The 25,482-nt window shown below is 67.8% G+C and carries 22 protein-coding genes and 1 tRNA gene; 9 read left to right on the top strand and 14 right to left on the bottom strand.

From position 1 onward, the window contains the following. Positions 1-114: 114 nt before the first annotated feature. From ASG62_RS16710 to rpiA, 5 genes are all read right to left on the bottom strand, one after another. Entirely contained in the window at positions 115-1,494 is a 1,380-nt protein-coding gene (locus ASG62_RS16710; protein WP_056693457.1) for a class II 3-deoxy-7-phosphoheptulonate synthase, read from the bottom strand. A gap of 165 nt (positions 1,495-1,659) precedes the next feature. Next, positions 1,660-2,310: a gamma-glutamylcyclotransferase family protein gene (locus ASG62_RS16705; RefSeq protein WP_056693447.1), complete on the bottom strand. Its 651-nt coding sequence runs from the start codon at positions 2,308-2,310 to the stop codon at positions 1,660-1,662. Then, complete coding sequence (gene gor / locus ASG62_RS16700) at positions 2,303-3,739, bottom strand: glutathione-disulfide reductase (RefSeq protein ID WP_056694005.1); 1,437 nt, start codon at positions 3,737-3,739, stop codon at positions 2,303-2,305. The genes ASG62_RS16705 and gor overlap by 8 nt, the downstream gene beginning before the upstream one ends. 228 nt (positions 3,740-3,967) lie before the next feature. After that, positions 3,968-4,570, bottom strand: coding sequence for a DUF2059 domain-containing protein (locus tag ASG62_RS16695; protein ID WP_082537132.1), 603 nt, complete (start codon positions 4,568-4,570; stop codon positions 3,968-3,970). A 111-nt stretch (positions 4,571-4,681) separates the two neighbouring features. Continuing rightward, complete coding sequence (gene rpiA / locus ASG62_RS16690; protein ID WP_056693446.1) at positions 4,682-5,395, bottom strand: ribose-5-phosphate isomerase RpiA; 714 nt, start codon at positions 5,393-5,395, stop codon at positions 4,682-4,684. A 216-nt stretch (positions 5,396-5,611) separates the two neighbouring features. Here rpiA and ASG62_RS16685 point away from each other — a divergent pair, with 216 nt between their 5' ends. From ASG62_RS16685 to ASG62_RS16675, 3 genes are all read left to right on the top strand, one after another. Next, positions 5,612-6,316 carry an HAD hydrolase-like protein gene (locus ASG62_RS16685; RefSeq protein WP_056693442.1) on the top strand — a complete coding sequence of 235 codons (705 nt, stop codon included), beginning with the start codon at positions 5,612-5,614 and terminating at the stop codon, positions 6,314-6,316. A gap of 64 nt (positions 6,317-6,380) precedes the next feature. Beyond that, a tRNA-Val gene (locus ASG62_RS16680) sits at positions 6,381-6,455 on the top strand. A gap of 392 nt (positions 6,456-6,847) precedes the next feature. After that, a complete protein-coding gene (locus ASG62_RS16675; protein WP_056693439.1) occupies positions 6,848-10,039 on the top strand; it encodes a PAS domain-containing protein in 3,192 nt (1,063 codons plus the stop codon). A 121-nt stretch (positions 10,040-10,160) separates the two neighbouring features. On the opposite strand, the gene ASG62_RS16670 is transcribed toward ASG62_RS16675, so the two are convergent. From ASG62_RS16670 to ASG62_RS16660, 3 genes are read right to left on the bottom strand one after another with little or no spacing between them, the layout of a single operon-like run. Further along, a complete protein-coding gene (locus tag ASG62_RS16670) occupies positions 10,161-10,517 on the bottom strand; it encodes a hypothetical protein (protein WP_056693438.1) in 357 nt (118 codons plus the stop codon). Next, complete coding sequence (gene ctaD, locus ASG62_RS16665) at positions 10,514-13,102, bottom strand: cytochrome c oxidase subunit I (RefSeq protein WP_082537131.1); 2,589 nt, start codon at positions 13,100-13,102, stop codon at positions 10,514-10,516. Before ctaD ends, ASG62_RS16670 begins: the two co-directional genes overlap by 4 nt. Continuing rightward, positions 13,099-13,776 carry a cytochrome c oxidase subunit II gene (locus ASG62_RS16660; RefSeq protein ID WP_056693437.1) on the bottom strand — a complete coding sequence of 226 codons (678 nt, stop codon included), beginning with the start codon at positions 13,774-13,776 and terminating at the stop codon, positions 13,099-13,101. Before ASG62_RS16660 ends, ctaD begins: the two co-directional genes overlap by 4 nt. Positions 13,777-13,827: 51 nt before the next feature. Here ASG62_RS16660 and ASG62_RS16655 point away from each other — a divergent pair, with 51 nt between their 5' ends. Then, positions 13,828-14,328, top strand: a complete 501-nt coding sequence (locus ASG62_RS16655) for a DUF2231 domain-containing protein (RefSeq protein WP_056693434.1) — start codon at positions 13,828-13,830, stop codon at positions 14,326-14,328. Here ASG62_RS16655 and ASG62_RS16650 read toward each other — a convergent pair. From ASG62_RS16650 to ASG62_RS16635, 4 genes are all read right to left on the bottom strand, one after another. After that, entirely contained in the window at positions 14,306-14,812 is a 507-nt protein-coding gene (locus tag ASG62_RS16650) for a CopD family protein (RefSeq protein WP_056693427.1), read from the bottom strand. The genes ASG62_RS16655 and ASG62_RS16650 overlap by 23 nt on opposite strands. Next, positions 14,809-15,573 (bottom strand): cytochrome c oxidase assembly protein, encoded by a 765-nt coding sequence (locus ASG62_RS16645; RefSeq protein ID WP_056693424.1) that lies wholly within the window; start codon positions 15,571-15,573, stop codon positions 14,809-14,811. The genes ASG62_RS16650 and ASG62_RS16645 overlap by 4 nt, the downstream gene beginning before the upstream one ends. A gap of 492 nt (positions 15,574-16,065) precedes the next feature. Further along, positions 16,066-16,866 carry an SDR family NAD(P)-dependent oxidoreductase gene (locus tag ASG62_RS16640; protein WP_056693999.1) on the bottom strand — a complete coding sequence of 267 codons (801 nt, stop codon included), beginning with the start codon at positions 16,864-16,866 and terminating at the stop codon, positions 16,066-16,068. A 218-nt stretch (positions 16,867-17,084) separates the two neighbouring features. Then, positions 17,085-17,498, bottom strand: a complete 414-nt coding sequence (locus ASG62_RS16635; RefSeq protein WP_056693422.1) for a winged helix-turn-helix transcriptional regulator — start codon at positions 17,496-17,498, stop codon at positions 17,085-17,087. A gap of 109 nt (positions 17,499-17,607) precedes the next feature. On the opposite strand from ASG62_RS16635, the gene ASG62_RS16630 reads away from it, so the two are divergent. Next, positions 17,608-18,621 carry a zinc-binding alcohol dehydrogenase family protein gene (locus ASG62_RS16630; protein WP_056693414.1) on the top strand — a complete coding sequence of 338 codons (1,014 nt, stop codon included), beginning with the start codon at positions 17,608-17,610 and terminating at the stop codon, positions 18,619-18,621. Between the two features lie 84 nt (positions 18,622-18,705). On the opposite strand, the gene ASG62_RS16625 is transcribed toward ASG62_RS16630, so the two are convergent. Together ASG62_RS16625 and ASG62_RS16620 are read right to left on the bottom strand one after the other, a co-directional pair. Beyond that, positions 18,706-19,407 carry an SDR family oxidoreductase gene (locus ASG62_RS16625; protein WP_056693412.1) on the bottom strand — a complete coding sequence of 234 codons (702 nt, stop codon included), beginning with the start codon at positions 19,405-19,407 and terminating at the stop codon, positions 18,706-18,708. A 133-nt stretch (positions 19,408-19,540) separates the two neighbouring features. Next, positions 19,541-20,329 (bottom strand): FadR/GntR family transcriptional regulator, encoded by a 789-nt coding sequence (locus tag ASG62_RS16620; RefSeq protein WP_413814218.1) that lies wholly within the window; start codon positions 20,327-20,329, stop codon positions 19,541-19,543. A gap of 453 nt (positions 20,330-20,782) precedes the next feature. On the opposite strand from ASG62_RS16620, the gene ytfQ reads away from it, so the two are divergent. The 4 genes from ytfQ (at position 20,783) to yjfF (ending at position 25,481) form a co-directional block, all read left to right on the top strand. Further along, entirely contained in the window at positions 20,783-21,745 is a 963-nt protein-coding gene (gene ytfQ, locus ASG62_RS16615) for a galactofuranose ABC transporter, galactofuranose-binding protein YtfQ (RefSeq protein WP_056693410.1), read from the top strand. Between the two features lie 147 nt (positions 21,746-21,892). Next, entirely contained in the window at positions 21,893-23,440 is a 1,548-nt protein-coding gene (locus tag ASG62_RS16610; protein WP_056693408.1) for a sugar ABC transporter ATP-binding protein, read from the top strand. Next, positions 23,437-24,510 carry an ABC transporter permease gene (locus tag ASG62_RS16605; RefSeq protein ID WP_082537129.1) on the top strand — a complete coding sequence of 358 codons (1,074 nt, stop codon included), beginning with the start codon at positions 23,437-23,439 and terminating at the stop codon, positions 24,508-24,510. Before ASG62_RS16610 ends, ASG62_RS16605 begins: the two co-directional genes overlap by 4 nt. Beyond that, positions 24,507-25,481 (top strand): galactofuranose ABC transporter, permease protein YjfF, encoded by a 975-nt coding sequence (gene yjfF, locus ASG62_RS16600; RefSeq protein ID WP_056693404.1) that lies wholly within the window; start codon positions 24,507-24,509, stop codon positions 25,479-25,481. Before ASG62_RS16605 ends, yjfF begins: the two co-directional genes overlap by 4 nt. The last annotated feature ends 1 nt before the right edge of the window (position 25,482 follow it).

The raw sequence follows: 25,482 nt of genomic DNA, 5'->3' as shown, positions 1-25,482 counted from the left end.
CGAGCGACGATCGCCGAGACAGCGCCTCGGCGATAGCAACGCGCCGCCACCGGTCGGCGCCCATGAAAAAGGCGGGACCAGCCCGCCTCTTTCACATCCTTCATTGTCGGTCGATCAGAAGCCGGAAGCCTGCTTCGGCGCCTGGGTTTCGACCTCCTTCTTCAGAAGCTCCGCGACGAGGAAGGCCAGTTCCAGCGCCTGGTTCGCGTTGAGACGCGGGTCGCAATGCGTGTGGTAGCGGTCGGACAGGTCCTCGGCGAGAACCGGCCGCGAGCCGCCCGTGCACTCCGTCACGTCCTTGCCCGTCATCTCGATATGGATGCCGCCCGCATGCGAGCCTTCGGCACGGTGGATGTCGAAGAAGCTCTGAACCTCCGACAGGATGCGGTCGAAGGGCCGCGTCTTGTAGTGGTTGAGCGTGATCGTGTTGCCGTGCATCGGGTCACAGGACCAGACGACCTTGCGACCCTCCTTCTCGACCGCGCGGATGAGGCGCGGTAGGTGCTGCTCGACCTTGTCGTGCCCGAAGCGGCCGATGAGCGTCAGGCGTCCCGCCTTGTTCTCCGGGTTCAGAACGTCGATCAGGCGCAGAAGGCCGTCGGCATCCATCGAGGGACCGCATTTCAGGCCGATCGGGTTCTTGATGCCGCGGCAGAACTCGACATGGGCGTTCGCCTCCTGCCGCGTGCGGTCGCCGATCCAGATCATGTGGCCGGAGGTCGCGTACCAGTCGCCCGAGGTCGAATCGACCCGCGTCAGCGCCTGCTCGTAGCCGAGCAGCAGCGCCTCGTGGCTCGTGAAGAAATCGGTCTCGCGGAGCGCGGGATGCGTATCGGCGGTGATGCCGATGGCGCGCATGAAATTCATCGTCTCCGAAATGCGGTCGGCAAGCGCGCCGTAGCGCTCCGCCGCCGGGCTGCCCGACACGAAGCCGAGCATCCACTGGTGGACGTTGTCGAGATTGGCATAGCCGCCCTGCGCGAAGGCGCGCAGGAGGTTCAGCGTCGCGGCGGACTGGCGATAGGCCTCGATCTGGCGCTCCGGGTTCGGAATGCGCGAGGCCTCGTCGAAACCGGTGCCGTTGACGATATCGCCGCGATAGGACGGCAGCGAGACGCCGTTCACCGTCTCCATCGGCGAAGAGCGCGGCTTGGCGAACTGGCCCGCGATGCGGCCGACCTTCACCACCGGCTGCGATGCGCCGAAGGTCAGCACCACCGCCATCTGCAGGAAGGCGCGGAAGAAGTCGCGGATGTTGTCCGCGCCGTGCTCGGCGAAGCTTTCCGCGCAGTCGCCGCCCTGAAGCAGGAAGGAGCGCCCCTCGGCGACCTCACCCAGAGCCCGGGTGAGCTTGCGGGCCTCACCGGCAAAAACGAGCGGGGGAAACGTCGAGAGACGCGCTTCGGTATCGGCCAGCGCCGCTGCGTCCGGATAGTCCGGAACCTGTTCGATCGGCTTGTTGCGCCAGCTCGTCGGCGTCCAATCCTTGGCCATGGTCTCTCTCGCAGGTCTTGGCCGACGCTGGGGTTCGCGCCGGTTCTCGCCCGGCGCGGGGTGTCCCCTGCGCCGCCCCGGCCGCAACGGCCGATCGCGCGCATATAGACCTTGAGAAACCGTTTGTCATCCGAACGGGGACTGGACCTTTCGAAGGGGAAGGCGTCAGAGCCATTCGCCGGAAGACTGCACGAAGCGCGCGCCGCGCGTCTCGATCAGCCGGTCGAAGAGCTCTGCCTCGCCGCTCCCGAGCGTCACCGAGCGCGGGTAGCGCGGCGCATGCCGGTCCGCCACGATGTCGGTCTCGAACCCCTCCGTCTCCCCGACGAAGCGGCGAAGGCCCTCCTCGCCATAGAGCGCGAGGAAGCCCTGCAGCACCGCGTCGAGATAGGACTGCAGCAGGAAGCACCCCGCCTCGGCGGCGGTCTCCTCCGGGCGCAGCGCTTCGTAGAGGAAGAGCGGGACCTCGACATCGGGCGCGCCCTCCACGAAGACCTCGCCGCCGTCGACCGCGACGCGCCGGTAGCCCGCCTCCCGCTCGTCGACGAGCGGCAGGTTTTCCGCCAGATCGTAGACGACCACCCCTTGCGTCGGGTGCCCCGGCTCCGGCCGGACCGACAGATAGGCGGCATAGGGCGCCGGGCGCGGCAGCCAGAAGCGCCGCCAGCCGACGACCTCGGCCCGCCGGATGGCAAGGAACCGGGTGCGCAGCGTCGCCTTGTTCACCAGCGATCCGTAGCCGAAATAGGCGACGACCGAGCCCTCCGCCGCAAAGCGTGCAAAATCGGGATGGTCGGCGTGGATCGGCTCAGCCATCGATCTTCGCGCCGTGCTTCACGCGATAGGTGGGGTCGTACATCGTGACCAGTTCCTCCGCCATCGAAGGGTGGACGGCCATGGTGCGGTCGAAGTCGTCCTTCGTCAGGCCCGCCTTCACCGCGATGCCGAGAAGCTGGCTCATCTCCCCCGCCTCCGGTCCGAGCATGTGGGCACCCAGCACCCGCCGCGTATCCGCATCGACGACGAGCTTCATCAGAACGCGCTCGTCGCGGCCGGCTAGAATGTTCTTCATCGGGCGGAAGGACGTGCGATAGATCTCGAGCTCCGGGAAGCGCTTCGCCGCCTCGTGTTCGGTCAGGCCGACCGTTCCGATCTCGGGCTGGGAGAAGACGGCGGTCGGGATCGTCTCGTGGTCCGGCTTGGTCGGGCGTCCGTTGAAGACGGTCTCGACGAAGCACATGGCCTCGTGGATCGCGACGGGTGTCAGCTGCACCCGGTTCGTCACGTCGCCGACGGCCCAGATGTGGTCCGACGTCGTCTGCGAATAGGCGTCGACGACGATACCGCCGCGCTCGTCGAGCTCGATGCCGACGGAGGCGCAGCCGAGCCCGACCGTGTTCGCCCGGCGCCCTATCGCCAGCATGACCTCGTCGGTCGCCAGCACGTCGCCGCCCTTCAGCCGCACGGAGAGGCGGCCGTCGTCACCCTTGGCGACCTCCGCGACGGTGTCGCCGCAGCGCACGGAGATGCCCTTCTTCTCCATCGCCGCATGCAGCTCGTGGCGCAGATCGTCGTCGAAGCCCTGGAGAATTTCCTGGCCGCGATAGACGAGCGTCGTCTCGACGCCGAGACCGTGGAAGATATTGGCGAACTCGACCGCGATATAGCCGCCGCCGAGAATGACGATCGCCTTCGGCAGGCGCTCCAGATGGAAGGCTTCGTTCGACGTGATGCAGTGTTCGACGCCGTCGAAGCCCGGCTGGACGTTCGGCTGCCCGCCGACCGCGATCAGGATGCGCTCGGCCGTCACCGTCCGGTTCTCGGCCTCGAGCCGGATGCGATGCGGCCCCTCGATCACGGCGCGCGTCTTCAGGACCTCGGCCCCGGCCTTGATGGCGTTCGTCCTGTAGGCGTTTTCCAGCCGGTCGATCTCCTTGTCCTTCGCCGCGATCAGCGCCGGCCAGTCGAAGCTCGTCTCGCCGACGGTCCAGCCGTAGCCGGCCGCGTCTTCGAAGCTTTCGGGAAACTGCGAGGCATAGACGAGGAGCTTCTTCGGCACGCAGCCGCGGATGACGCAGGTGCCGCCGTAGCGATACTCTTCGGCGATCGCCACCTTGCGACCGAGCATGGCGGTTCGCCGCGCGGCGCGCACGCCGCCGGAACCGCCGCCGATGACGAAGAGGTCGTAGTCGTAGCTCTGGCTCAAGATCGCCTCGTTTCCACGGGACTGAGGATTTTGGAGCATCGTGCGCGATATGGGACGCAATGATGTCGGCGGGATTCCGGTTCGAGGTCGAGGTCTTCGACAAGGTCGTAGCGGCACTGCGCCCGCAGCGGAAGGCCGAAGAAATCGGGCCGATGGAACCCGCAGAATATGCCCCGTAGGGCCCACGACGCTCGACAAGGTTCGACATGAAAAAGGGCGGCCGAACCGGGCCGCCCTTTCGGGTCTATCAAAGGACGATGCGCGGTGTCACTGCGTCGAAGAGGACCCGGCAGGCGCCCCGGCCGCGCCCGTCACCGGAGCCGCCGCAGCAGGATCGGTCGGATCGGTCGTCGGGGACGCGACGCCGCCTTCGGGCATCAGGGCGGCCATGCCGTTGACGGAGGCGACGCGCAGATCGCGCACGATGCCGTTGGTCCAGACCTCGGCCGCCGCGAGCATCTCGCGCGTGGCGAGCGGCCCCTGGCGGAGCAGCTTCTTGCCGGCCTCCGAGCCGTAGAACTGCGCGATCTCGTTCAGCTCCTGCTCGGTGAAGAGCTTGGCATAGACGCGGGCGACCTCGTTTTCGAGATCGTTGCGCCGCGGCGCCAGAGCGAGTGCCGCATCGTCCACCATGTCGGAAATCTGCGTCTGAAGATTGGGGTTGTTGCCGATGAGGTCGGCCTTCACCTGCGTGGCGGCATTGAGAAGGATGTTGTCGAACTGGTCGGTCGACTCGATGGAATTGACCGCCGCGCGCGCCGCCGCCAGATGCGATTCGCCGATCTCCTGGGCATTGGCGGAGCCGAAGGCGAGAACGGCAAAGGCGGCGACGGCGATCAGCCCGCTGCGCATCGTTTGGCTGGGATGCATGAAGGTCGTGTCTCCGTCGGGTCGAAAAGAAGATCGAAATCGGGCGCCTGAGTACCCAAAGGATGGAAGGACTGGCAAGCGCATTCGAAGAAATCGCGTCGTCCGCAGATGTCAGGCCCGGCCGGCGCCACGCGGATGCAGCGTCTCGACACGGTCCTCGTAGGCCACGATCGCCACCGTCGCCAAGCCGAGGAAGAGGCCGTGCTCGACAACGCCGGGTATATCGTGAAGCGCTCTCGAAACCGCTTCTGAATCTGGAATGAGGCCAAATGATGCGTCGAGGATCAGGTGGCCCCCATCCGTGATGAAGGGCTCCTCGCCGTTGCGCCGGAGCGAGACCGCCGCATCCAGGCCAAGCCTCTCGGCGGCCTTGCAAATCGCGATATAGGTGGACATGAGGCCGAAGCCGTTGATCTCGATCGGCAGCGGAAAGGCGCCCAGTTTCTCGACCAGCTTGGCGCCGTCGGCGATCACGACGAACCGGCCGGAGGCTGCCGCCACGATCTTCTCGCGCAGCAGAGCGCCGCCGCCGCCCTTGACGAGTCCGAGCGCCGGATCGATCTCGTCGGCGCCGTCGATCGCCAGATCGAGGACAGGCTCGTCCTCAAGCGTGACGATCGGGATAGAGAGCTTGCGGCAGAGAACGGCGGTGCGTTCCGAAGTCGCCACGCCCTTGACCTTCAGCCCGCCCGCCACGCGCTGGCCGAGAACGCGGATGAAGGCCTCGGCCGTCGAACCGGTGCCGATGCCGAGCTTCATGCCGTTCTCGACGAGATCGACGGCGGCGCGGCCGGCCTTGTCCTTCAATGCGCTCGTATCCGCCATGGCCCGCGTCTCCCGATCTTCGCTCAGCGTCTTCGGTGAAACCCGTTCGAGGCTTGTCCGATCCGGCGATCTAACGCGAATCGCCTGACGTGTCGAATGCGGGCGGGTTCGGCGGATCGCCGCTTGACCCGCCTCGCCGACCGGCGGAAGACGACGCGCGACGCCGGACGAGCGCATAGGCGGAGATCCGGCGGACGGGATGAAGGATTTCAAGCGATGGTTGCCACCGCCGTCTTCGACCTCGACGGAACGCTCGTCGACACCGCTCCCGATCTCTGCGCCAGCCTCAATCACTGTCTGGCCGCAGCGGGCCTTTCGCCCGTTCCGCTCGCGGAGGTCCGCCCGCATGCCGGCCACGGCGCCCGGCGCATGCTGCAATTCGCCTATGGCCGCGCCGGCCATCCGCTGGTCGCGGCCGATCTCGAAGCGCAGTTCGCCCGCTTCCTCCTCCATTACGAAGCCAACATCGCCGTGACCTCCCGCCCCTTTCCCGGCGCGGTGGAGGCCCTCGACCGGCTCTCGGCGGCCGGCTACCGCTTGGCCGTCTGCACCAACAAGACGGAGCGCCTCGCGCGCCTTCTCCTTGAAACGCTGGGCCTTGCCCCGCGCTTTGCCGCGATCTGCGGTTCCGACACGTTCGCGGCGATGAAGCCCGATCCGGTCCATCTGCTCGGCACGATCGAGCGGGCGGGCGGCGACCGGAAGGCCGCCTTCCTCGTCGGGGACACCGCGACCGACACGGACGCCGCGATCGCCGCCGCCGTGCCCTCCATCCTCGTCGACTTCGGCTATGCTCCCGACGCGCGCGCGCGAGACGGCGCGACCCACATCATCGACGACTACCGCCACCTCGACGCCCCCCTCGCCGCCCGCCTCCTGTCCCCCGCCCACAACCCGGCACCCGCCTCCCCGGCGTCTTGACCGCGTCCCCGATTCCACCTATAGCCCACCCACCATCCGGCCGGCGCACAATCGCCGCCGCGGCGGGCGCGTAGCTCAGCGGGAGAGCACCTCGTTCACACCGAGGGGGTCACAGGTTCGATCCCTGTCGCGCCCACCATTCGACAAGCCGATATCTCCACGCATTTTCCGTCGCTGGCTTTGACGATGCTCCCGCGGCATGTCGGGCCATATCCGTGACAAGGCTTTGCATGAGCTCGATGGGATGCCGAGCGGCGACGGCGCGGCACGATCGGATCGCGGTGACAGCTCGGGGCCGCGGCGGCCCGACGAGACGGTGCGATCCCCTCCGTCGGCATCGACCGCAGGTTCAGGTCCCAAGACCTCACGGTATCATTTCCCATTCTTGTTGGCCGTCGAAGGGTGAAGCGTAGGGAGGACCGCGCTAGTTCGTCGGATGTCGTTCGGGGACCTTCGTCGCCGGGCGGCCTCGTGCCCGGCGGAACGGGGTACGCGATCCGTCTTCGTCCAGCGCTTGAGAGCATCGCGTCCATGCACGAACCGACAAAGACCCCGGCGCTTCCGTTCCTGACGGATGGTGGCGAGGCGGGAGCCCTGATGCGGGGGATCGACTGGAGCGGGACGCCGCTCGGCGCGCCCGCTCTCTGGCCGGCCGAGCTGCGCACGATCGTCGGCCTCATGCTGGGATCGCGCCAGCCCATGCTGACCGTCTGGGGACCGGAGCGAACGACGCTCTACAATGACGGTTATGCCGCCATGTGCGGCCAGCGCCACCCGCAGGCGCTGGGCCGGCCCTTCCAGGATCTCTGGTACGACATCTGGCCCCTGGTGGAGCCGATCCTCGAGCGCGCCTATGCCGGCGAATCGACGCATATGGACGACATCGAGTTCATCATGCATCGCAACGGCTATCCCGAAGAGGCGCATTTCGCCTTTTCCTACACGCCTGTGACGATGGCGGACGGCTCGATTGGCGGCATGTTCTGCGCCTGCACCGAGACGACGGAGCAGGTGGCGGCGCGGCGGGCGGCGATGGAGGCCAGCCAGCGCCAGCGTCTTCTTCTCCAGCACATGCCGGGCTTCGTCGGCGTCCTGTCGGGACCGGACCACGTCTTCGAATATGTCAACGACGCCTATGTCGCGATCTCCGGCGCCCGCGCGTTTCTCGGCCACACCGTACGCGAGGTCTTTCCCGAGCTCGAAGGCCAGGGCTTCTACGAGCTGCTCGACGAGGTCTTCGAGACCGGCCGCCCCTTCATGATCAGGGCGACGCCCATCCGGCTGAGCGGGGAGGAGGACGAGCGCTACATCGATCTTCTCTATCAGCCGATCCGCGACGGATCGGGCGCGGTAACGGGCATTTTCGTCGGCGGCTACGACGTGACCGAGGCGCAGACATCGACGCGCTCGCTTGCCGAAAGCGAAGAGCGGCTGCGGGCCCTCGTCTCCACCTCTTCCGAAGTGCTCTACTCGCACAATCCCGACTGGTCCGAGATGAGCGCGCTGTCGGGCGGAAACTTCCTCGCCGACACCACGACCGCCGATCCCGAATGGTTCTCCAAGTACATTCCGGCGGAGGAACAGGCACGGGTCCGGGCCGCGATCGACCGGGCCGTCGCCACGAAGAGCGCCTTCGAACTCGAGCACAAGGTGGTCCGCGCCGACGGCGACATCGGCTGGACCCTCTCGCGATCGGTGCCGCTGCTCGATGCGGCGGGCGAGATCCGGGAATGGTTCGGGGCCGCGTCCGACGTGACCGAGCGCCGCGCCACCGAGGAGGCGCTGCGCGAGAGCGAGGAGCAGTTCCGCGTGCTCGCGCAGGCCCTCCCCAACCAGATCTGGGCCAGCCGCCCCGACGGGCATCTCGACTGGTTCAACGAGCAGACCTACGCCTATGTCGGCCTTCGGCCGGGCGAGCTGGACGGCAAGGCGGGCTGGAGCGGCGTCGTCCATCCCGACGATCTCAGCACCGCCGCCGAAGCCTGGGAAGCCTCGCTCTCGTCGGGCGAGATCTACGAGGTCGAGTTCCGGATCCGGCGAGCGGACGGCCTCTATCGCTGGTTCCTGGCGCGGGCCGAGCCCGTGCGGGACGCGGACGGGCGAATCGCGCGCTGGGTCGGCACCAACACCGACATCGACGGAAGGCGCCGCCAGGCTCTGGCCCTGGAGGCCGGCAATGCCGCCCTGGCGGCGGAAGTCGCCGAGCGCACAAGCGACCGCGACAGCCTCTGGCAGCTTTCCATGGACATCATGCTCCGCTGCGACTTCCAGGGCCGCATCGTCGCCGTCAATCCCGCCTGGACCGAGGTTCTCGGCTGGCGCGCCGACGAACTGGTCGGCAGCTCGCTCTTCGACATCCTCCATCCCGACGACATCGAGAACACGCGCACCGGCGCCGCACGGTCCGCCGAGGGCGCGGAACTCCGCCGCTTCGAGAACCGATACCGGCACAAGGATGGAACCTACCGCTGGATCGACTGGTCCACGCGGAGCGCGGAGGGCCTGATCAACGCCGTCGGGCGGGACGTGACGGCCGACCGGGAGAAGGAGGAGCAGCTGGCGGCGACGGCCGAGGCCCTTCGCCAGTCGCAGAAGATGGAGGCCGTCGGTCAGCTGACCGGAGGGCTGGCGCACGACTTCAACAACCTCCTGGCCGGCATCAGCGGGTCGCTGGAACTGATGCAGGCGCGGATCTCGCAGGGACGGATCGCCGATCTCGACCGCTACATGATCGGCGCGCAGGGCGCCGCCAAGCGCGCGGCCGCCCTGACCCACCGCCTCCTCGCCTTCTCCCGCCGCCAGACGCTCGATCCGAAGGCGACCGACGTCAATCGTCTCGTGGCCGGCATGGAGGATCTCATCCGCCGCACCGTCGGGCCCGAAATCGCCGTCGAAACGGTCGCGACTGCCGGCCTCTGGTCGACCCTCGTCGATCCGCCGCAGCTCGAGAACGCCCTCCTCAATCTCTGCATCAACGCGCGCGACGCCATGCCGGACGGCGGCAAGCTGACCATCGAGACCGCGAACCGCTGGCTCGACGACCGCGCGGCGCGCGAGCGCGACGTTCCGCCCGGCCAGTACATTTCCATGTGCGTTTCCGACAATGGCACCGGCATGCCCGCCGACGTCATCGAACGCGCCTTCGATCCCTTCTTCACCACCAAGCCGATCGGCGTCGGGACGGGCCTCGGCCTGTCCATGATCTACGGCTTCGCCCGCCAGTCGGGCGGACAGGTGCAGATCTATTCCGAGGTCGGCCAGGGCACGATGGTCTGCGTCTACCTGCCCCGCCATCACGAGGAGGAGGAAGCCGCGACGGCCGCCCCCGGCACGTCGGCGATCGAGCCGATCGGATCGGGCGAGACCGTGCTCGTGATCGACGACGAGCCTTTGGTGCGCATGCTGGTGGTCGATGTGCTGGAAGACCTCGGCTACACCGCGCTCGAAGCGGGAGACGGGCCGCAGGGGCTGAAGGTGCTGCGCTCCGACGTTCGGCTGGATCTCCTGATCACCGATGTCGGTCTGCCCAACGGCATGAACGGCCGCCAGGTGGCCGATGCCGCGCGCGAGCTGCGCCCCGACCTCAAGATCCTCTTCGTCACCGGCTATACCGAGAATGCGGTGCTCAGCCATGGGCACCTGTCGCCCGGCATGCAGGTCGTCACCAAGCCCTTCGACATGACCGCCCTCGCCGACCGCATCCGGGCGATGATCGGCGAGTGAGGGTCCGCGGCGAACGCCGTCACGATCCGTCCGCAGGGCTCGGGAGCCCTGCCCGCGAACTGTCGCGGCTCGTCTTGCTTACGGGCGGACGCCTTACGTCTTCATCGCCGGCCTCCGTCCGTCACAGGCATGTCGAGAGGCCGAGGATCGGCGCGTAGTTCACGATCGTGACGCCGAGGGCGACGAGGGTCGACCAGAAGACGGCGCGGGCGAAGAAGCCGTCCAGCGAGGCGTGTCCGCCAGATGCCTTCAGCCGGCGGTGCAGGACGGCGAGGAGAATGGCGATCAGCGTGAGATGCGCGAGCCAGAGGCCGATGAGAACGGCGCGCTGGAGACTGACGGGACCGAGCATCCGCGCCTCCCATCCGAAGGCGCAGCCAACCGACAGGGCGCCGTAGAGCCAGACGAAGGCGGAGCCCCAGACGAGGAGACCCGCCATGAGGAGGATGAGCTGGGCGGCCGGGCGGGTGGCGATCATGGGCGGGCTAGCTCGCGCAGCGGCACCAGCCACGGCAGGGCGGAGAGGAAGGCGAGCGCGATCCACGTCGTCAGCGCCGTGTAGTCGTGCCAGAGGATGTTGATGGCAAGATCCCCCGTGCGGCGCGCCGAGACGTAGCCCGCCGCGCAGCGCCAGACGCCGAGCCCGGCGAGAATGGCCCCGATGCCCGCGTGAAGCGCGCCATAGGCGAGGAAGCTCGCCGTCACCGCGAAATAGGCGTGGGATGTCGGATCGGGGATCTCGGTGAGGACGATCCAGGCGGCGAGGCCCGCCGCACAGGCCTGAGCGACCGCCGTCGCGGCAAGGGCCGACGCGGCTCGGCCCGGCGAGGACGGCGAGCGTTTGGAGCGCGCGGCGCGAAGGGCCGCGCGGGCGAAGAGCGCCGCCAGAAGCGCGGCGATGCCGAGCGCCGCCGTCTTGGCCGGCGGCAGATCGACGACGGAGGGCGCGGGCCAGCCCGGCGCGACGAGCCAGAGGAACAGCGCCCCGAAGATCAGCGAGGCGAAGACCGTGCCGTCCGCCAGAAGCAGGAAGAGCGTGCCCCACCAGGAGGCCGGGCGCTCCGCCTCCGTGTGCAGCGGCAGGCGAAGGCCGAGGCCGGCATCGATCGGCCCGCGGTCGCTGCGCTCTCCGGCCTCACGGCTCCAGAGAAGCAGAGAGACGACGACGGAAACGAGCGGCAGCGGCGTGAGCCAGTAGGTCTTGAAGAGCAGCGTCAGGACGACGGCGCCGATGGCAAGCCCGGTCCAGAGCGGCAGGAAGGTCGGGCGCGGCAGGATGGCGATATGGTCGGGCTCGCCGGTCGCCATGTCGACGACCATCGTCTCCTGCCAGCCATGGCGCGGCCTCGCCAGATAGCCCTCGCCCCGCTCCATCGCCTCGCGCAGCATCGGATCGTCCTGCAGCGGGGAGCGCGAGGAGACGGTGGGGATTGCGGCGAAGGCATAGGCGCGCGGCGGGATCGCCGTCGCCCATTCCAGCGTCGCGGCCTGCCAGGGATCGGGCCGGGAACGCTGGCCGAACCGGAACTGGAAGATCAGATCGACGGCGAAGAGCGCGAAGCCCGCCGTCATGACGAAGCCGCCGATCGAGGAGACGAGATTGGGAATCTCCCAGCCATAGCCGGCGGGAAAGCTCGCCCAACGCCGCGGCATGCCCATCAGACCGGTGACGTGCATGATGAGGAAGGTGCCGTTGAAGCCTAGGAAAATGAGCCAGAAGGCCAGCTTTCCGACGCCGTAGAGCGGCTGGCGGCCGCTGAAATGCGGCAGGTAGTAGTAGGCCGCGGCCAGCATGGGGAAGATGAAGCCGCCGACGAGCACGTAGTGCATGTGCGCCACGACGAAATGCGTGTCGTGGACCTGCCAGTCGAAGGGCACGATGGCGAGCATCACGCCGGTCAGCCCGCCGCAGACGAAGACGAAGAAGAAGCCGCAGAGATAGAGCATCGGCACGCTCATCCTCGGCCGCCCCGCCATCAGCGTGCCGATCCAGAGGAAGATCTGGACGCCGGTCGGGATCGCGACGAGGACGCTGGCCGCGGAGAAGAAAGCCTGGGCCAGATGCGGGATGCCCACCGTGAACATATGGTGGACCCAGAGGCCGAAGGAGAGGAAGCCCATGGCCGTGATCGAGACGACGATCCAGGAATAGCCGAGGATCTCGCGCCGCGCGAGAACGGGCAGGATGGTCGAGATCAGGCCCGCCGCCGGCAGGAAGATGATGTAGACCTCCGGGTGGCCGAAGAGCCAGAAGAGATGCTGCCAGAGCAGCGCGTCGCCGCCCCGCGCCGGATCGAAGAAGGGCAGATCGAAGGCCCGCTCCATCTCCAGGAGGATCGATCCCAGGATCAGCGGCGGAAAGCCGACGAGCATCATCCCCGCCGTCACGAGAATGTACCAGGCAAAGAGCGGCATGCGCTGAAGGCTCATGCCGGGCGCGCGGAACTTCAGGATCGAGACGGTCAGCTCCACCGCCGCCGCGATGGCGGAAATCTCGACGAAGGTCACGCCGAGCAGCCAGACGTCGGCATTGATGCCCGGCGAATGGCGGCCCGAGGAGAGCGGCGTGTACATGAACCAGCCGCTGTCCGGCGCGTAGCCCGCCACAAGGGCGACGATCAGGATCGAGCCGCCGAAGACGTAGCACCAGAAGCCGAGCGCGCTGAGGCGCGGAAAGGCCATGTCCCGCGCGCCGAGCATCTTCGGCAGGAGATACATCGCCATGCCTTCGAACATCGGGATGGCGAAGAGGAACATCATCACCGTGCCGTGCATGGTGAAGATCTGGTTGTAGAGCGCGGGTCCGACGAAAGCCGCGTCCGGCGAGGCGAGCTGCGCGCGGATCAGCATGGCGAGCGCGCCGCCGATCGAGAAGAAGACGAGCGCGGCGACGATGAAGCGCCGGCCGATCACCGTATGGTTCACCGCCGAGAGACGGCCCCAGCCGGGCGGGGTCGCCCAGATGCGCTCGAGTTCGCGCTGGGCCGGCGTTTCCCGGGACACGAGAGCGGCGATGTCGCGCTCGGCATTGCCGGGACCGAGCGGAAAAGCGGCATCGGTCATCGAAGGGTCTCGTCTGATGGGCTCGAGGTCGTGACGGCGGTCGTCGCGGCGGCGAGCGCGCCCTCGAACTCGGCCGCCGCATGGGCGATCGCGGTGAAGGTCATGTCAGTGTGTCCGACCCCGCAGAACTCCGAGCAGACCCCGCCGAACGTTCCGGGCCGGTCGGCGAGAAGGCGGATCGTGTTCACATGGCCGGGAATCGCGTCGATCTTGCCGCCGAGCCGTGGCACCCAAAACGAATGGATCACGTCCGTGCCGATGACGCGGATATCGACGGGCAGGCCGGCCGGCAGATGCAGGACGCCGTCGCTCTCGCGCCCTTCGGGATAGCGGAAGGTCCAGGCCCATTGCCGGGGAACCGCCTCGACCACATAGGCTCCGCTGCCCGGATGCGGCAGAAGCCGCTCGCCGGTCGCGAGCGCGAAGACGAGGAGCGCGGAAAGGACGGCGCCGGGAAAGGCGAGCCCGCCCCAGACGAGCCAGCGCTTCGGCGGGATCGCCTCTCCGATGCCGGGACGAAGCAGGGCCAGGGCGAGAAGCGCGATGACGAGGGCGAAGATCGCGGAGGCGCCAGCCAGCATGACCCACCAGAGGAGCGCGGTCGATCTCGCCGCAGGCCCCGCCGGATCGAGCGCCGAGAGGTTGCCCGCGCAGCCCGCGAGCCCAGATGCCACGGGAACGAGAAGGGCGACGCCGACGCGCCCGAGCTTTGAACCGGAGCAAGCATGAGCAAGACGACGTCCGACCCGAGCCCGGTGATCCGCAAGGTCGCCGAAAAGGACGTGAGTTCGGCGGTCGCGATCGCCGGCCATCCCATCCATGCCATGGCCGTGCATTTCCCGATCGCCCTCGCCATCGCGACGCTCGGCGCCGACGTCTTCTACTGGTGGAGCGCCGACGAGTTCTGGCTGCGCGCCGGCCTCTGGTCGGCCGGCTTCGCCTTCGCCTTCGGCGTTGCGGCGGGCCTTGTCGGAACCGCCGAGCTTCTGCTCGTTCCCGGCATCCGCTCGCGCGCCGCCAGCTGGACGCATGCGATCGCGGCCATGATGTTCATCTCCATCTGCGGCATGAACTGGCTGCTGCGCCTCGCCGATCCCGCCTCCGTGCTGCCGCTCGGTCTCGGTCTCTCGGTTCTCGGCGCGATCTTCACGGGGCTCGCGGGCTGGCACGGCGGAAAGCTGATCCTGCATCATGGCGTCGGCATCATGGTGTCAGACCAGGAATGACGTCGGCGGCGAAGGTCCTGAGACCGCCGGGCTGGAAGAGAAAGCCCGGCAGAATGTCGAGCGGAATGTCCGGTTTGGCGAGCACGACGTAGAAGATCGAGAGCATCACCGCCGAGAGCGCTCCGACGCCTGCATAGACGCGCCAGCGTGCGAAGCGTCCGCCCTCGTCGAAGATCGAGAGCACGAGCAGCCCGATCCAGACATGGAGCGCGACGAGGATGCCGACGAAGACGAGCTTCACGGCGAACCAGGGCACATAAATCTCGCGCACGAGGATCAGCGCCGTGCCCGAGCCGATGGCGAGGAAGGCGGCCGGCGAGATCACCGTGATATAGGCAAAGCGCGTGAAGGCATGGAGCCGGTGCAGCGACGCGCCCTCGCCCGCCGCCTGCCGCTGGCCGAGAAGAATCGGCATCAGAAGAATGCCGCCGGCCCAGATGGCCAGCGACGTGACGTGGAGAAGCTTCAGCCAGACGGTGATCATGAGCGCTCGGTCGCCGGCTCGGAAAGCGCGCCGCCGTCCACGATCTCGCGAAGGCGCATGAGGGCGGCGACGAGATTGGGAAGGATCGCCGGAACCCACATGAGGAGCCCGGCCAGTTGCTGGTCCTCCAGCGCCGTCAGCCCGAAGGCCTCCGTCGTCGGGACGTGGTAGGCGTAGAGCGGGACCGGCGCGAAGGTGATGAGCGCGCCGAGAAGGCCCATCGCCACGATGATGCCGAGATGCGCCAGACAGGCCCGCAGCGGCGGCGTCCGGGCGGAGGCGAGATCGCGCCAGACGAGCGTCGCAGTTCCCAGAAGCGTCGCCTCCATCGACCAGTAGAGCGCATCGCTCGAAAGCGCCGCCGCATAGGGGGCCGGCGCATGCCAGAACCAGACCGTCGCAATGTGGATGAGAACGAGCGGCGGCAGCCGGGAGCCCGACGTCGCCCGCAGGACGGGAAAGGCCAGCGCCAGAAGCGGGGCCGCCACCGAGATCAGCAGCAGGTGATGCGCGACGCGTGCCGAAAACAGCGCGGAGGACAAGGCGCAGAGCGGCGACACGAAAGCCGCGAAGAGGACGACGAGCGCGAGGCCATACCACCGCGCGCGCCGGGCTCCGTCCTGCGGCAAGGTCCGCAGATGCACGAGGAGAAGGGCCGAGAGCGCGAGCGCGCCGATCAGCCACGGATCGAGGTTCCAGGCGCCCGCGAGGCCGGCCGGCGTCGGCGGTTCGCCGCAATAGGGCACGAGGGTCTGCGGCATGATCTGTGGCGATCCTCGTTCGAAGCGGGGGTCGGAACGTCGAGTGGGCCTTAACCTAGGAAGCCACGACCGCGCGTCGACCGAAACGGCCTCCTGAAAGCGAGAAGAATCGTGGGAGCCGGAGAGCATCCCGCGCTTCGAACGCCGCCGCCCGTCTCCCTATAGGCGAGTGAGCGTTTCGGCGAGGGGGTCTGTCCCATGCTTCGGCGGGAACGGTATCCGGCAAGGCAGATCAGCCGGCGGGCCAGCGGGGGACAGCGCGTCGACGAGTGCGCTCGCAGTGCCCTGTCGGAGCCTTAGCCCCAGGATTTGCAGCGGAGTCGTCGTTCTGTCTGCAGGCGCTTCCGGCGAGAGGATCGACGCGGCAAAAGGCGGATCAACAATCGGTAAGGCCGACGGTATCGAGGATCACGGTTTCGTGAACCCATGGGTGGGTAGAGGGGACAGCCGCGAAACGAAATGCCCGCTCGCGAACGAGCGGGCATCCCGGCATCAGGCGGCGACGTATCGCGGCGCCGGCTTGCTGGTCTGCGAGGCCGCGAAGAGGTTCGTGCGGGCGGCGTCGTAGGCGTCCCAGAGCGTCGCGTCGGCGACGGAGGCCAAGGTCACGAGTTCGCCCTGATCGAGACCCGCGAGCGCCGCGTCGACGAGATGGTCCGTCGTCATCACCGTGCCCACCTCGAGCGCGGCCAGCGGTACGCCGGACAAGTCCCAGATTTCGGACGCCGTGGCGGCGGGCAGGACGGCCTGCACGCGGATGCCCGTCTCGGCGAGCTCGGCCTGCAACCCGCGCGTGAAGGTGAGGACGAAGGCCTTCGAACCGCTGTAGACGGCGCTGATCGGCATGGCGTGAAAGGCCATGACCGAGGCGATGTTGATGAGCGTGCCGGCGCGGCGCTCGACGAAGCCGGGCAGAACGGCCTGGGTCAGCCGCGTCAGCGCCGTGATGTTGAGCGCGATCTGCGCCAGCGAATCCGCCGCCGGAGCCGTTGTGAGAGGCGCAAGGCGCGCGAGCCCGGCATTGTTCACGAGCACGGTGATGTCGCTGCGCGCGGAGAGAAGCGCCTCGACCCGGGCAAGGTCCGCCTCGTCGGACAGATCCGCCGCCACGGTCTCGACCGTCCGGCCGTGCGCCTGCGAGATCGTCTCGGCAAGCGTCTTCAGACGGTCGCCCCGGCGGGCGACGAGCACGAGGTCGTAGCCCCGCTTGGCAAGGCGATCGGCATAGACCGCACCGATGCCGGCGGATGCTCCGGTGACGACGGCGACGCCGAGAGACGTTTGAACTGACATGATCAGACTCCAGATGAGCACTCAATGTTTGAGTGCTAAACCAAATAGCCGGATCGTCCCGCCGTTGCAATGGTTCTGCCCTCAATAATGTGAGGAGCGTTGTTTCTTTAGGTCCGATGCGCGGCCGTTACGGAAGCGCGAGCCCCGTCTCGACAAGCGGACAAGCGGATGTCCCAAGGTTCGGCACATGCACGACGAGCTGCCACCCGCAGCGAGTCTCAGCTGGCAGGCAAGGCTTCGTGCGATACGGCCGCGCTCGCATCGACAGCGGGATCGTCGCCGGCGCTCGGCTTGCCGTAGAGGCCGAGATGGGCATCGCCCCAGTCCTTCAGGGCGAGAAGGATCGGCTCCATGCTGCGGCCGAGGGGCGAGAGGCTGTATTCCACCTTCGGCGGCACCTGCGCGTAGACCTTGCGCTCCACGATGCCGTCCTCCTCCAGCTCGCGCAGCTGGTTCGTCAGCATGCGCGGGGTGACGTTGGCCAGATGCCGGCGAAGCTCGCCGAAGCGCAGCGTGCCCGAGAGGAGATGGAAGAGGATGACCGACTTCCACTTGCCGTCGATGAGCCCGACCGCCGCCTCCACCGCGCAACCGGGGCTGCAGTCGAAACGCGAGAACCGGGCCTTGGCCATCACGGTATCCTTTTGGGTACTATAAGCTGATTTTGTGCGTATTGCCGTGCAGCGAGGATAGGACCAGATAGCGACGCGATCAACGATCCCTGTTGAAGGAGCGAAGTCCATGAAGGCCATCGGCTACAAGACCCCCGGCGCGATCGATCGTGCGGACGCTCTGGAGGACATCGAACTGCCGCGTCCGAGCGCCGGCGGACGCGATCTCCTCGTCTCCGTCGAGGCCATCTCGGTCAATCCCGTCGACACCAAGGTTCGCAAGAGCGCGACGCCGCCGGAGGGCGAGTGGAAGGTGCTGGGCTGGGATGCCGTCGGAACGGTCGTCGAGATCGGCGAGGCCGTCGCGGGCTTCAAGCCGGGCGACCAGGTCTTCTACGCCGGCTCGATCACCCGCCCCGGCGCCAACAGCGAGTTCCATCTCGTCGACGAGCGCATCGTCGGCCCCAAGCCCCGGACGCTGTCGAACGCGCAGGCGGCGGCCCTGCCGCTGACGGCGATCACGGCCTGGGAGATGCTCTTCGATCGTCTCGACATCCGCAAACCCGTTCCGGGCGCGGCCAACGCGATCCTCGTCGTCGGCGGCGCCGGCGGCGTCGGCTCCATCGCGATCCAGCTCGTCCGCGCGCTGACCGACCTCACCGTCATCGCCACCGCTTCCCGCCCGGAGACGCAGGCCTGGGTGAAGGAACTCGGCGCGCATCACGTCGTGGACCACAGCCGGCCGCTGGCCGAGCAGGTCGCGGCGCTCGGGATCGGCGCGCCGGCCTTCGTCTTTTCCACCACGGAGACGCATCGCCATCTGCCGGAGATCGCCGAGCTTATCGCGCCCCAGGGCCGCTTCGGCCTGATCGATGATCCCGCCACGCTCGACGTCAGCGCCTTCAAGCGGAAGGCCGTCTCGACCCATTGGGAGCTGATGTTCACCCGGTCGATCTTCCAGACGCCGGATATGGACGAGCAGGGCAAGCTCCTCGCCGAGGTCGCCAGGCTCGTCGACGAAGGCCGCATCCGAACGACCGTGACGGAAACGCTGAGCCCGATCGACGCCGCCCATCTGAGAACCGCTCACGAAATGTCGGAAAGCGGCCGGACGAAGGGCAAGATCGTTCTCGAAGGCTTCTGAACGACCATCGAGCGTGCCGTCGCGCCCTTCGGCCCACGACGGCACGCTCGTCTTTCAGGCGCCAGCTCTACGCGGCTTCGCTCGTCACACCGAGCGCGTCACGCCGCCGTCGACGCGCAGATTCTGGCCGGTGATGTAGCCCGCGCCTTCCGAAGCGAGGAAGGCGATCGTCGCGGCGATCTCGTCGGCCCGGCCATAGCGGCCCATCGGCACGCTCGCCCGGCGCTCTTCCGTGCCGGGCAGGCTGTCGATCCAGCCGGGCAGCACGTTGTTCATGCGGATGCCTTCGGCGCCGTAGGTGTCGGCGAAGATCTTGGTGTAGGCCGCCAGCCCCGCCCGGAACACGCCCGACGTCGGAAACATCGCGCTCGGCTCGAAGGTCCAGGCGGTGGAGACGTTGACGATGGCGCCGCCCTTCTGCGCCTGCATGATCGGCGTGACGAGACGGGTCGGGCGGATGACGTTCATCAGGTAGACGTCGAGCCCCGTGTGCCATTGCTCGTCCGTGATCTCGGTGATCGCGGCTCGCGGGCCATGGCCGGCGCTGTTGACGAGGACGTCGATGCGGCCCCAGCGCTCCATCGTTCCATCGACGAGGCGCTTCAGGTCGTCGTTCGACTGGTTCGATCCCGTGATGCCGAGGCCGCCGAGTTCGGCGGCCAGCGCCTCGCCCTTGCCGGAGGAGGAGAGGATCGCGACCTTGTAGCCGTCCGCGGCGAGACGACGGGCGGCGGCGGCTCCCATTCCGCTTCCGCCCGCGGTGACGATGGCGATCTTCTGCGTCATGCTTCCAGCTCCCTCGCATCCGAACGGAGCCGTCCACGGCTCCCGTGTCTCAGCTATGCCAGCCCGGACCCGCCCGGACCATGGAGAAACTCGATCCGGCCGAAGAGCGAGCCGGCCGCCGAACCGCCGCGGTTCAGACGTTGATCCAGTGGTCGCCGTCGGCGCCCTTGATGACGGCGTCGACGCGCTTGGAACCCTGTCGGATGACGGCGCGCATGGCGACACGGGCGGCGTCGTCGTCCTGCGCCTCGATCGCCTCCGCGATGGCCCGGTGGCGCGCGACCGACCGCGCGTGCATCACCGTGTTCGGAATGGGCGAGGAGACGAGGAAGGTGATCTCCAGGGCGACCTCGATCAGCGCGCTCATCGAGCGCATCAGGGGATTGCCGGAGGCTTCCGCGATCGCGATGTGGAACGAGAGATCGGCCTCCACGAAGTCGCCGCCGGAGGACTGCGCCGTCTCCATCTTGCCGATCCAGGAGAAGAGCTCCGCCACATGCGCGTCTGTCCGGCGCCGGGCCGCCAGCGCCGCCGCCTCCGGCTCGAAGGCCATGCGCATCTCGGCCAGATGGGTGAGGAAGCTTTTGTCGATCCCCGTTTCGGCGTGCCAGTAGAGAATGTCGGGGTCGAAGTAGTTCCAGTGCCGGCGCTCCAGAACCCGCGTTCCGACGCGCGCCCGCGCATGGATCATGCCTTTGGCCGAGAGCGTCTTCATCGCCTCGCGCAGGACCGTGCGCGAGACGCCGAAGCGCGCGAGCAGTTCGCCGTCGCCGGGCAGGATCGCGTTCTCGGCGAACTCGCCGCTGACGATGCTGAGGCCCAGCCGGTGCAGCACGTTCTGGTGCTGCGTGTTCGCCCGTCGCTGCGCGAGGCGCAGGCGATTCTGCGCCAGAGGCAATCGGATCGTGGCGGATTGAAGCAAGAACGCGGTTCCGGTGTCGGATCGGTGAAGGGGAATTAGTCATATGAATGCAGCCATCGAGCCCTTTCGGCCTCGACGGCTCCTCCACCGTAATCCGCCGATGCTCGCGCCGTCCAGCGTCTTGAGATCGTCGAGAGAAAAAGCGCATGGTGCCCGGCAGCGCTCCGCCCGCCTTCGCATGGAAGCTCGCGAATGCCGCTGCGCAGGCCGTAAGGCACAGTTTGCATCGACGGACGCGGACGCATCCTCAGACGGAGGAACGACTCACGCCCTCCCCTCCACGCCTCCCTCGGAAGCCCTCGGCACATCTCGGGGCGCCGAACCCCGCCGAGAATAAAAATCACACTTATCCGATATCATCACACTTTTCAGGCCGCCCGAGGGCGTGGTAAGCCTGACTTCGGGAGCAATGGTCACGACGAATGTGACGAGCCCATGGGAGGATAGACGTTCATGTCGAAAGCCAAGCACATCACCGCCGCGATCTTCGCTCTGTCGCTGACGAGCACCGCAGCCTTCGCCGCCGACATGACGGTGGGCTTCTCGCAGATCGGCTCCGAGTCCGGCTGGCGCGCCGCCGAGACCACCGTCACCAAGCAGGAAGCCGAAAAGCGCGGCGTGACGCTGAAGTTCTCCGACGCCCAGCAGAAGCAGGAGAACCAGATCAAGGCGCTCCGCTCCTTCATCGCGCAGGATGTCGACGCGATCTTCATGGCGCCCGTCGTCGCCACCGGCTGGGACAGCGTCCTGAAGGAAGCCAAGGAGGCCGAGATCCCGGTCATCCTGCTCGACCGCACGATCGAGACCGCCGACGACAGCCTCTATCTGACCGCCGTCGGCTCCGACACGGTCCACGAGGGCAAGGTCGCCGGCGACTGGCTGGTGAAGGACGTGGGCGACAAGCCCTGCAACGTCGTCGAGCTTCAGGGCACGGTCGGCTCCTCGCCCGCCATCAACCGCAAGAAGGGCTTCGAGGAGGCTCTGAAGGGCCACGACAACGTCAAGATCACGCGCAGCCAGACCGGCGACTTCGTCCGCGCCAAGGGCAAGGAAGTGATGGAGAGCTTCATCAAGGCCGAGGACAACGGCAAGAACATCTGCGCCGTCTACGCCCACAACGACGACATGGCCGTCGGCGCCATCCAGGCCATCAAGGATGCGGGCCTGAAGCCCGGCACCGACATCAAGGTCGTCTCGATCGACGGCGTGCCCGATATCTTCAAGGCCCAGATGGCCGGCGAGTCCAATGCCAGCGTCGAGCTGACGCCGAACATGGCCGGCCCCGCCTTCGACGCCCTCGCCGCCTTCAAGGACAAGGGCACGGTTCCGCCGAAGTTCATCCAGACGGAGTCCAAGCTCCTCCTGCCCGGGACGGCCGAGGCCGAGTTCGAGGCCAAGAAGGGCCTCGGCTACTGATCAAGGATCGCTGATCCCGTCCGATCGGCGGGGGCGCTCGTGCCCCCCGCCGGTCCCCGGCATCCGTCCCCCGGTTCCGTCCGTCCGAAACTCGGCAGCTCCCCCGGCGGAGCCCGATGCCGGCGGCGGTTTGCCCGAAGGCAGCTCATGTCCCCGATCGAACCGGCCTCATCGTCCGTGCAGCCGCCCGCCGCGCCCCGCGACGTCCTGACCATTCGCGGCCTCACCAAGACCTTTCCCGGCGTGAAGGCGCTCGACGGCGTCGATTTCACGCTTCGGGCCGGCGAGGTCCATGCGCTGCTCGGCGAGAACGGCGCGGGCAAGTCGACGCTGATCAAGACCGTGACGGGCGTGCTCCAGCGCAATGGCGGCTCGGTGCTGCTCGGGCAGACCGAGATCCACGCCAAGAGCCCGGCCGACGCGCTGAATCTCGGCATCGGCACGGTCTACCAGGAGGTCAATCTCCTCCCCAATCTCTCGGTCGCCGAGAACCTCTTCATGGGCCGCCAGCCCGGCCGCTTCGGCTTCATCCGCAACGGGCCGATGCAGCGCCGGGCGCGCGAGATCATGGCAAGCTACGGCGTCGATATCGACGTCCGCAAGTCGCTGTCGGACTTCTCCGTCGCCATCCAGCAGCTCGTCGCCATCGCGCGGGCGGTGGACTTCTCGGCCAGCGTCCTCATCCTCGACGAACCGACCGCGAGCCTCGACGCCAGCGAGGTCGAGCATCTCTTCCAAACCGTGCGGGGCCTGAAGGCCCGCGGCATCGGCATCGTCTTCGTCACGCACTTCCTCGATCAGGTCTATGCACTGGCCGATCGCATCACGATCCTGCGCAACGGCCGCCTCATCGGCACGCGCGAGACCGCCGGCCTGCCGCGGCTGGAGCTGGTCTCCATGATGCTCGGCCGCGATCTCGCCGAAGCCACGCACGAGCGCCGCGCCGAGACGGCGCCGGAGCCCGAACCCTTCCTGTCCTTTCGCGACTACGGCCGGCGCGGGCAGATCAACCCGTTCGATCTCGATATCGGCCGGGGCGAGGTCGTCGGCGTCGCGGGCCTCCTCGGCTCCGGCCGCAGCGAGACGGCCAAGCTGATCTTCGGCATCGACCGGGCCGATAGCGGCGAGGCGACGATCGACGGCCGTCGCGTGCGCCTCGCGAGCCCGCGCGATGCCGTCGCGCTGAGGTTCGGCTTCTGCCCGGAGGAGCGCAAGACGGAAGGGATCGTCGGCGATCTCTCCGTTCGCGAGAACATCGTGCTCGCCCTCCAGGCCCGGCGCGGCTGGCTGAAGCCACTCGGCCGGGCGGAGGAAGACCGGCTCGCCGATCACTTCATCAAGAGCCTCGACATCCGCACGCGCGACGCCGAAACGCCGATCCGGCTTCTCTCCGGCGGCAACCAGCAGAAGGCGCTGCTCGCCCGCTGGCTCGCCACCGAGCCGGAATTCCTCATTCTCGACGAGCCGACGCGCGGCATCGACATCGGCGCCCATGCCGAGATCGTGCGGCTGATCGAGAGCCTCTGCGAGGCGGGCATGGCGCTGCTCGTCATCTCCTCGGAGCTGGAGGAGATCACCGCCTATTCCAGCCGCATCCGCGTGCTGCGCGACCGCTCCCATGTCGGCGATCTGACGGGGCACGAGATCAGCGCCGACACGATCATCCGCACGATCGCCGCCGAGGCCCGGCCATGACGCGAAGCCCGCTTCCCGCAAGTCCCGGCCTTGCCGCGCCGTCCTCCGGTCCGGCCGCGAGGCGAAGGCCGAGGCTCGCCGGCCTCGCGGCCAGCGCGCCGCAGATTGTCGCCCTCGCCCTCATCTTTCTGGCCTGCTGGCTGGTCTCGCCGAGCTTCTTCTCCATCCGCCTGCAGGACGGGCGCATGTTCGGCTCGATCGTCGACGTCTTCTATCGCGTCGCCCCGATCGCGATCCTCGCCATCGGCATGTGCCTCGTCATCGCCTCGCGCGGCATCGATCTCTCGGTCGGCGCGATCATGGCGATCGTCGGCGCGACGGCGGGCGTGCTCGTCAACGAAGGCTACGGCACGGGAACCTGCATCGCCGCCGCGCTCGGCGCGGGCGTCGTCTGCGGCCTCTGGAACGGGTTTCTCGTCGCGGTCCTGCGCATCCAGCCGATCGTCGCGACCCTCATCCTGATGGTCGCGGGCCGGGGCATCGCCCAGCTCATCACCGGCGGGCAGATCGTCACCTTCGACGATCCCGGCCTCATCGGCCTCTCCGCTGGAACGCTCTTCGCCCTGCCCCTGCCCGTCGTCATTACGCTGGCCGTGCTGATCGTGACGACGCTCATCGTGCGCCGCACGGCGCTCGGCCTCTTCCTGGAGGCGACCGGCGCCAATGCGCAGGCCAGTCGCTATGCCGGCGTCGAGACGCGCGTCGTCACGATGGGCGCCTACGTCTTCTCCGGCCTCTGCGCGGCCATTGCCGGCCTCATCGTCGCCGGCGACATCAGGGGCGCGGACGCCAACAATGCCGGTCTCTGGCTGGAGCTCGACGCGATCCTCGCCGTGGTGCTCGGCGGCGGCTCGCTGCTCGGCGGGCGCTTCAGCCTCTTTCGCAGCGTGCTCGGCGCGGTGATCATCCAGGCGATGAACACCGGCATTCTCCTCTCGGGCTTCCAGCCGGAGTTCAATCTCATCGTGCGCGCCGTGGTCGTCCTCTGCGTCCTCCTCGCGCAGTCCCCCAAGACCAAGACGATCCTCGGCTTCCTCACGCCGAACGGGAAAGGCCGGGCTGCGCCATGACGTCGAGACTCCTGCCGCTGGCGACGACGGTCGTCATCTTCCTTCTCGCCTATGCGCTCTGCGCGGCGCAGTTCCCGGCCATCGCCTCGACGCGCGTCATCGCCAACCTCTTCACCGACAACGCCTTTCTCGGCATCGTCGCGGTCGGCATGACCTTCGTCATCATTTCCGGCGGCATCGATCTTTCCGTCGGCGCGGTCATCGCCTTCGTCGGCGTCTTCCTCGCCATCGCCATCGAGCGCTACGGCATCCACCCCTATGCCGCCTTCGCCCTGGCGCTGATCGTCTCCGCCGCCTTCGGCGCGGCGATGGGCGCGCTGATCCACTATTTCGAGATCCCCGCCTTCATCATCACGCTGGCCGGCATGTTCCTCGCGCGCGGCGCCGCCTCGATCATCACGACCGAGTCCGTGCCGATCAACCATCCGCTCTATGCCCAGCTGAACGACATGTTCCTGCAGCTGCCGGGCCGGGGTCGGCTGACGCTGGTGGCCATGATCATGCTCGCGGTCTTCGCGGTCGGCATCCTGATCGCGCACCGCACGCGCTTCGGGCGCAACGTCTATGCGCTCGGCGGCAATCCGGTCTCGGCGGAGCTGATGGGCATTCCCGTCGCCCGCACGACGATCCTCATCTACATGCTGTCCAGCCTCTGCGCCGGCATCGCGGGCATCGTCTTCTCGCTCTACACGGCGGCCGGCTATTCGCTGGCGGCCGTCGGCGTCGAACTCGACACGATCGCCGCCGTCGTCATCGGCGGAACGCTGCTCACCGGCGGCTCCGGCTTCGTCGCGGGCACGCTCGTCGGTGTCCTGATCCAGGGCCTGATACAGACCTACATCACCTTCGACGGAACGCTCTCCTCCTGGTGGACGAAGATCGTGATCGGCATCCTCCTCTTCGGCTTCATCGTCCTACAGCGCCTGCTCCTCTCCGCCACCCGGAAGGGGCAGGCGCAGCCGGCGCATTGAC

It is taken from the genome of Aureimonas sp. Leaf427 (assembly GCF_001425485.1).
In the GTDB taxonomy this organism is placed as follows: Bacteria; Pseudomonadota; Alphaproteobacteria; order Rhizobiales; family Rhizobiaceae; genus Plantimonas.
This window is presented reverse-complemented; position numbering and strand designations above follow the sequence as displayed.

What these genes read in the sequence shown, in the direction of transcription:
- gor (WP_056694005.1), bottom strand. Translation starts at nt 3,739, where the DNA reads ATGCTCCAAAATCCTCAGTCCCGTGGAAACGAGGCGATCTTGAGCCAG.
- ytfQ (WP_056693410.1), top strand. Translation starts at nt 20,783, where the DNA reads ATGTCGAAAGCCAAGCACATCACCGCCGCGATCTTCGCTCTGTCGCTG.
- rpiA (WP_056693446.1), bottom strand. Translation starts at nt 5,395, where the DNA reads ATGGCGGATACGAGCGCATTGAAGGACAAGGCCGGCCGCGCCGCCGTC.
- ASG62_RS16705 (WP_056693447.1), bottom strand. Translation starts at nt 2,310, where the DNA reads ATGGCTGAGCCGATCCACGCCGACCATCCCGATTTTGCACGCTTTGCG.
- ASG62_RS16650 (WP_056693427.1), bottom strand. Translation starts at nt 14,812, where the DNA reads ATGATCACCGTCTGGCTGAAGCTTCTCCACGTCACGTCGCTGGCCATC.
- ASG62_RS16605 (WP_082537129.1), top strand. Translation starts at nt 23,437, where the DNA reads ATGACGCGAAGCCCGCTTCCCGCAAGTCCCGGCCTTGCCGCGCCGTCC.
- ctaD (WP_082537131.1), bottom strand. Translation starts at nt 13,102, where the DNA reads ATGACCGATGCCGCTTTTCCGCTCGGTCCCGGCAATGCCGAGCGCGAC.
- ASG62_RS16630 (WP_056693414.1), top strand. Translation starts at nt 17,608, where the DNA reads ATGAAGGCCATCGGCTACAAGACCCCCGGCGCGATCGATCGTGCGGAC.
- ASG62_RS16670 (WP_056693438.1), bottom strand. Translation starts at nt 10,517, where the DNA reads ATGATCGCCACCCGCCCGGCCGCCCAGCTCATCCTCCTCATGGCGGGT.
- ASG62_RS16710 (WP_056693457.1), bottom strand. Translation starts at nt 1,494, where the DNA reads ATGGCCAAGGATTGGACGCCGACGAGCTGGCGCAACAAGCCGATCGAA.
- ASG62_RS16635 (WP_056693422.1), bottom strand. Translation starts at nt 17,498, where the DNA reads ATGGCCAAGGCCCGGTTCTCGCGTTTCGACTGCAGCCCCGGTTGCGCG.
- ASG62_RS16655 (WP_056693434.1), top strand. Translation starts at nt 13,828, where the DNA reads ATGAGCAAGACGACGTCCGACCCGAGCCCGGTGATCCGCAAGGTCGCC.
- ASG62_RS16610 (WP_056693408.1), top strand. Translation starts at nt 21,893, where the DNA reads ATGTCCCCGATCGAACCGGCCTCATCGTCCGTGCAGCCGCCCGCCGCG.
- yjfF (WP_056693404.1), top strand. Translation starts at nt 24,507, where the DNA reads ATGACGTCGAGACTCCTGCCGCTGGCGACGACGGTCGTCATCTTCCTT.
- ASG62_RS16640 (WP_056693999.1), bottom strand. Translation starts at nt 16,866, where the DNA reads ATGTCAGTTCAAACGTCTCTCGGCGTCGCCGTCGTCACCGGAGCATCC.
- ASG62_RS16685 (WP_056693442.1), top strand. Translation starts at nt 5,612, where the DNA reads ATGGTTGCCACCGCCGTCTTCGACCTCGACGGAACGCTCGTCGACACC.
- ASG62_RS16695 (WP_082537132.1), bottom strand. Translation starts at nt 4,570, where the DNA reads ATGCATCCCAGCCAAACGATGCGCAGCGGGCTGATCGCCGTCGCCGCC.
- ASG62_RS16625 (WP_056693412.1), bottom strand. Translation starts at nt 19,407, where the DNA reads ATGACGCAGAAGATCGCCATCGTCACCGCGGGCGGAAGCGGAATGGGA.
- ASG62_RS16645 (WP_056693424.1), bottom strand. Translation starts at nt 15,573, where the DNA reads ATGCCGCAGACCCTCGTGCCCTATTGCGGCGAACCGCCGACGCCGGCC.
- ASG62_RS16675 (WP_056693439.1), top strand. Translation starts at nt 6,848, where the DNA reads ATGCACGAACCGACAAAGACCCCGGCGCTTCCGTTCCTGACGGATGGT.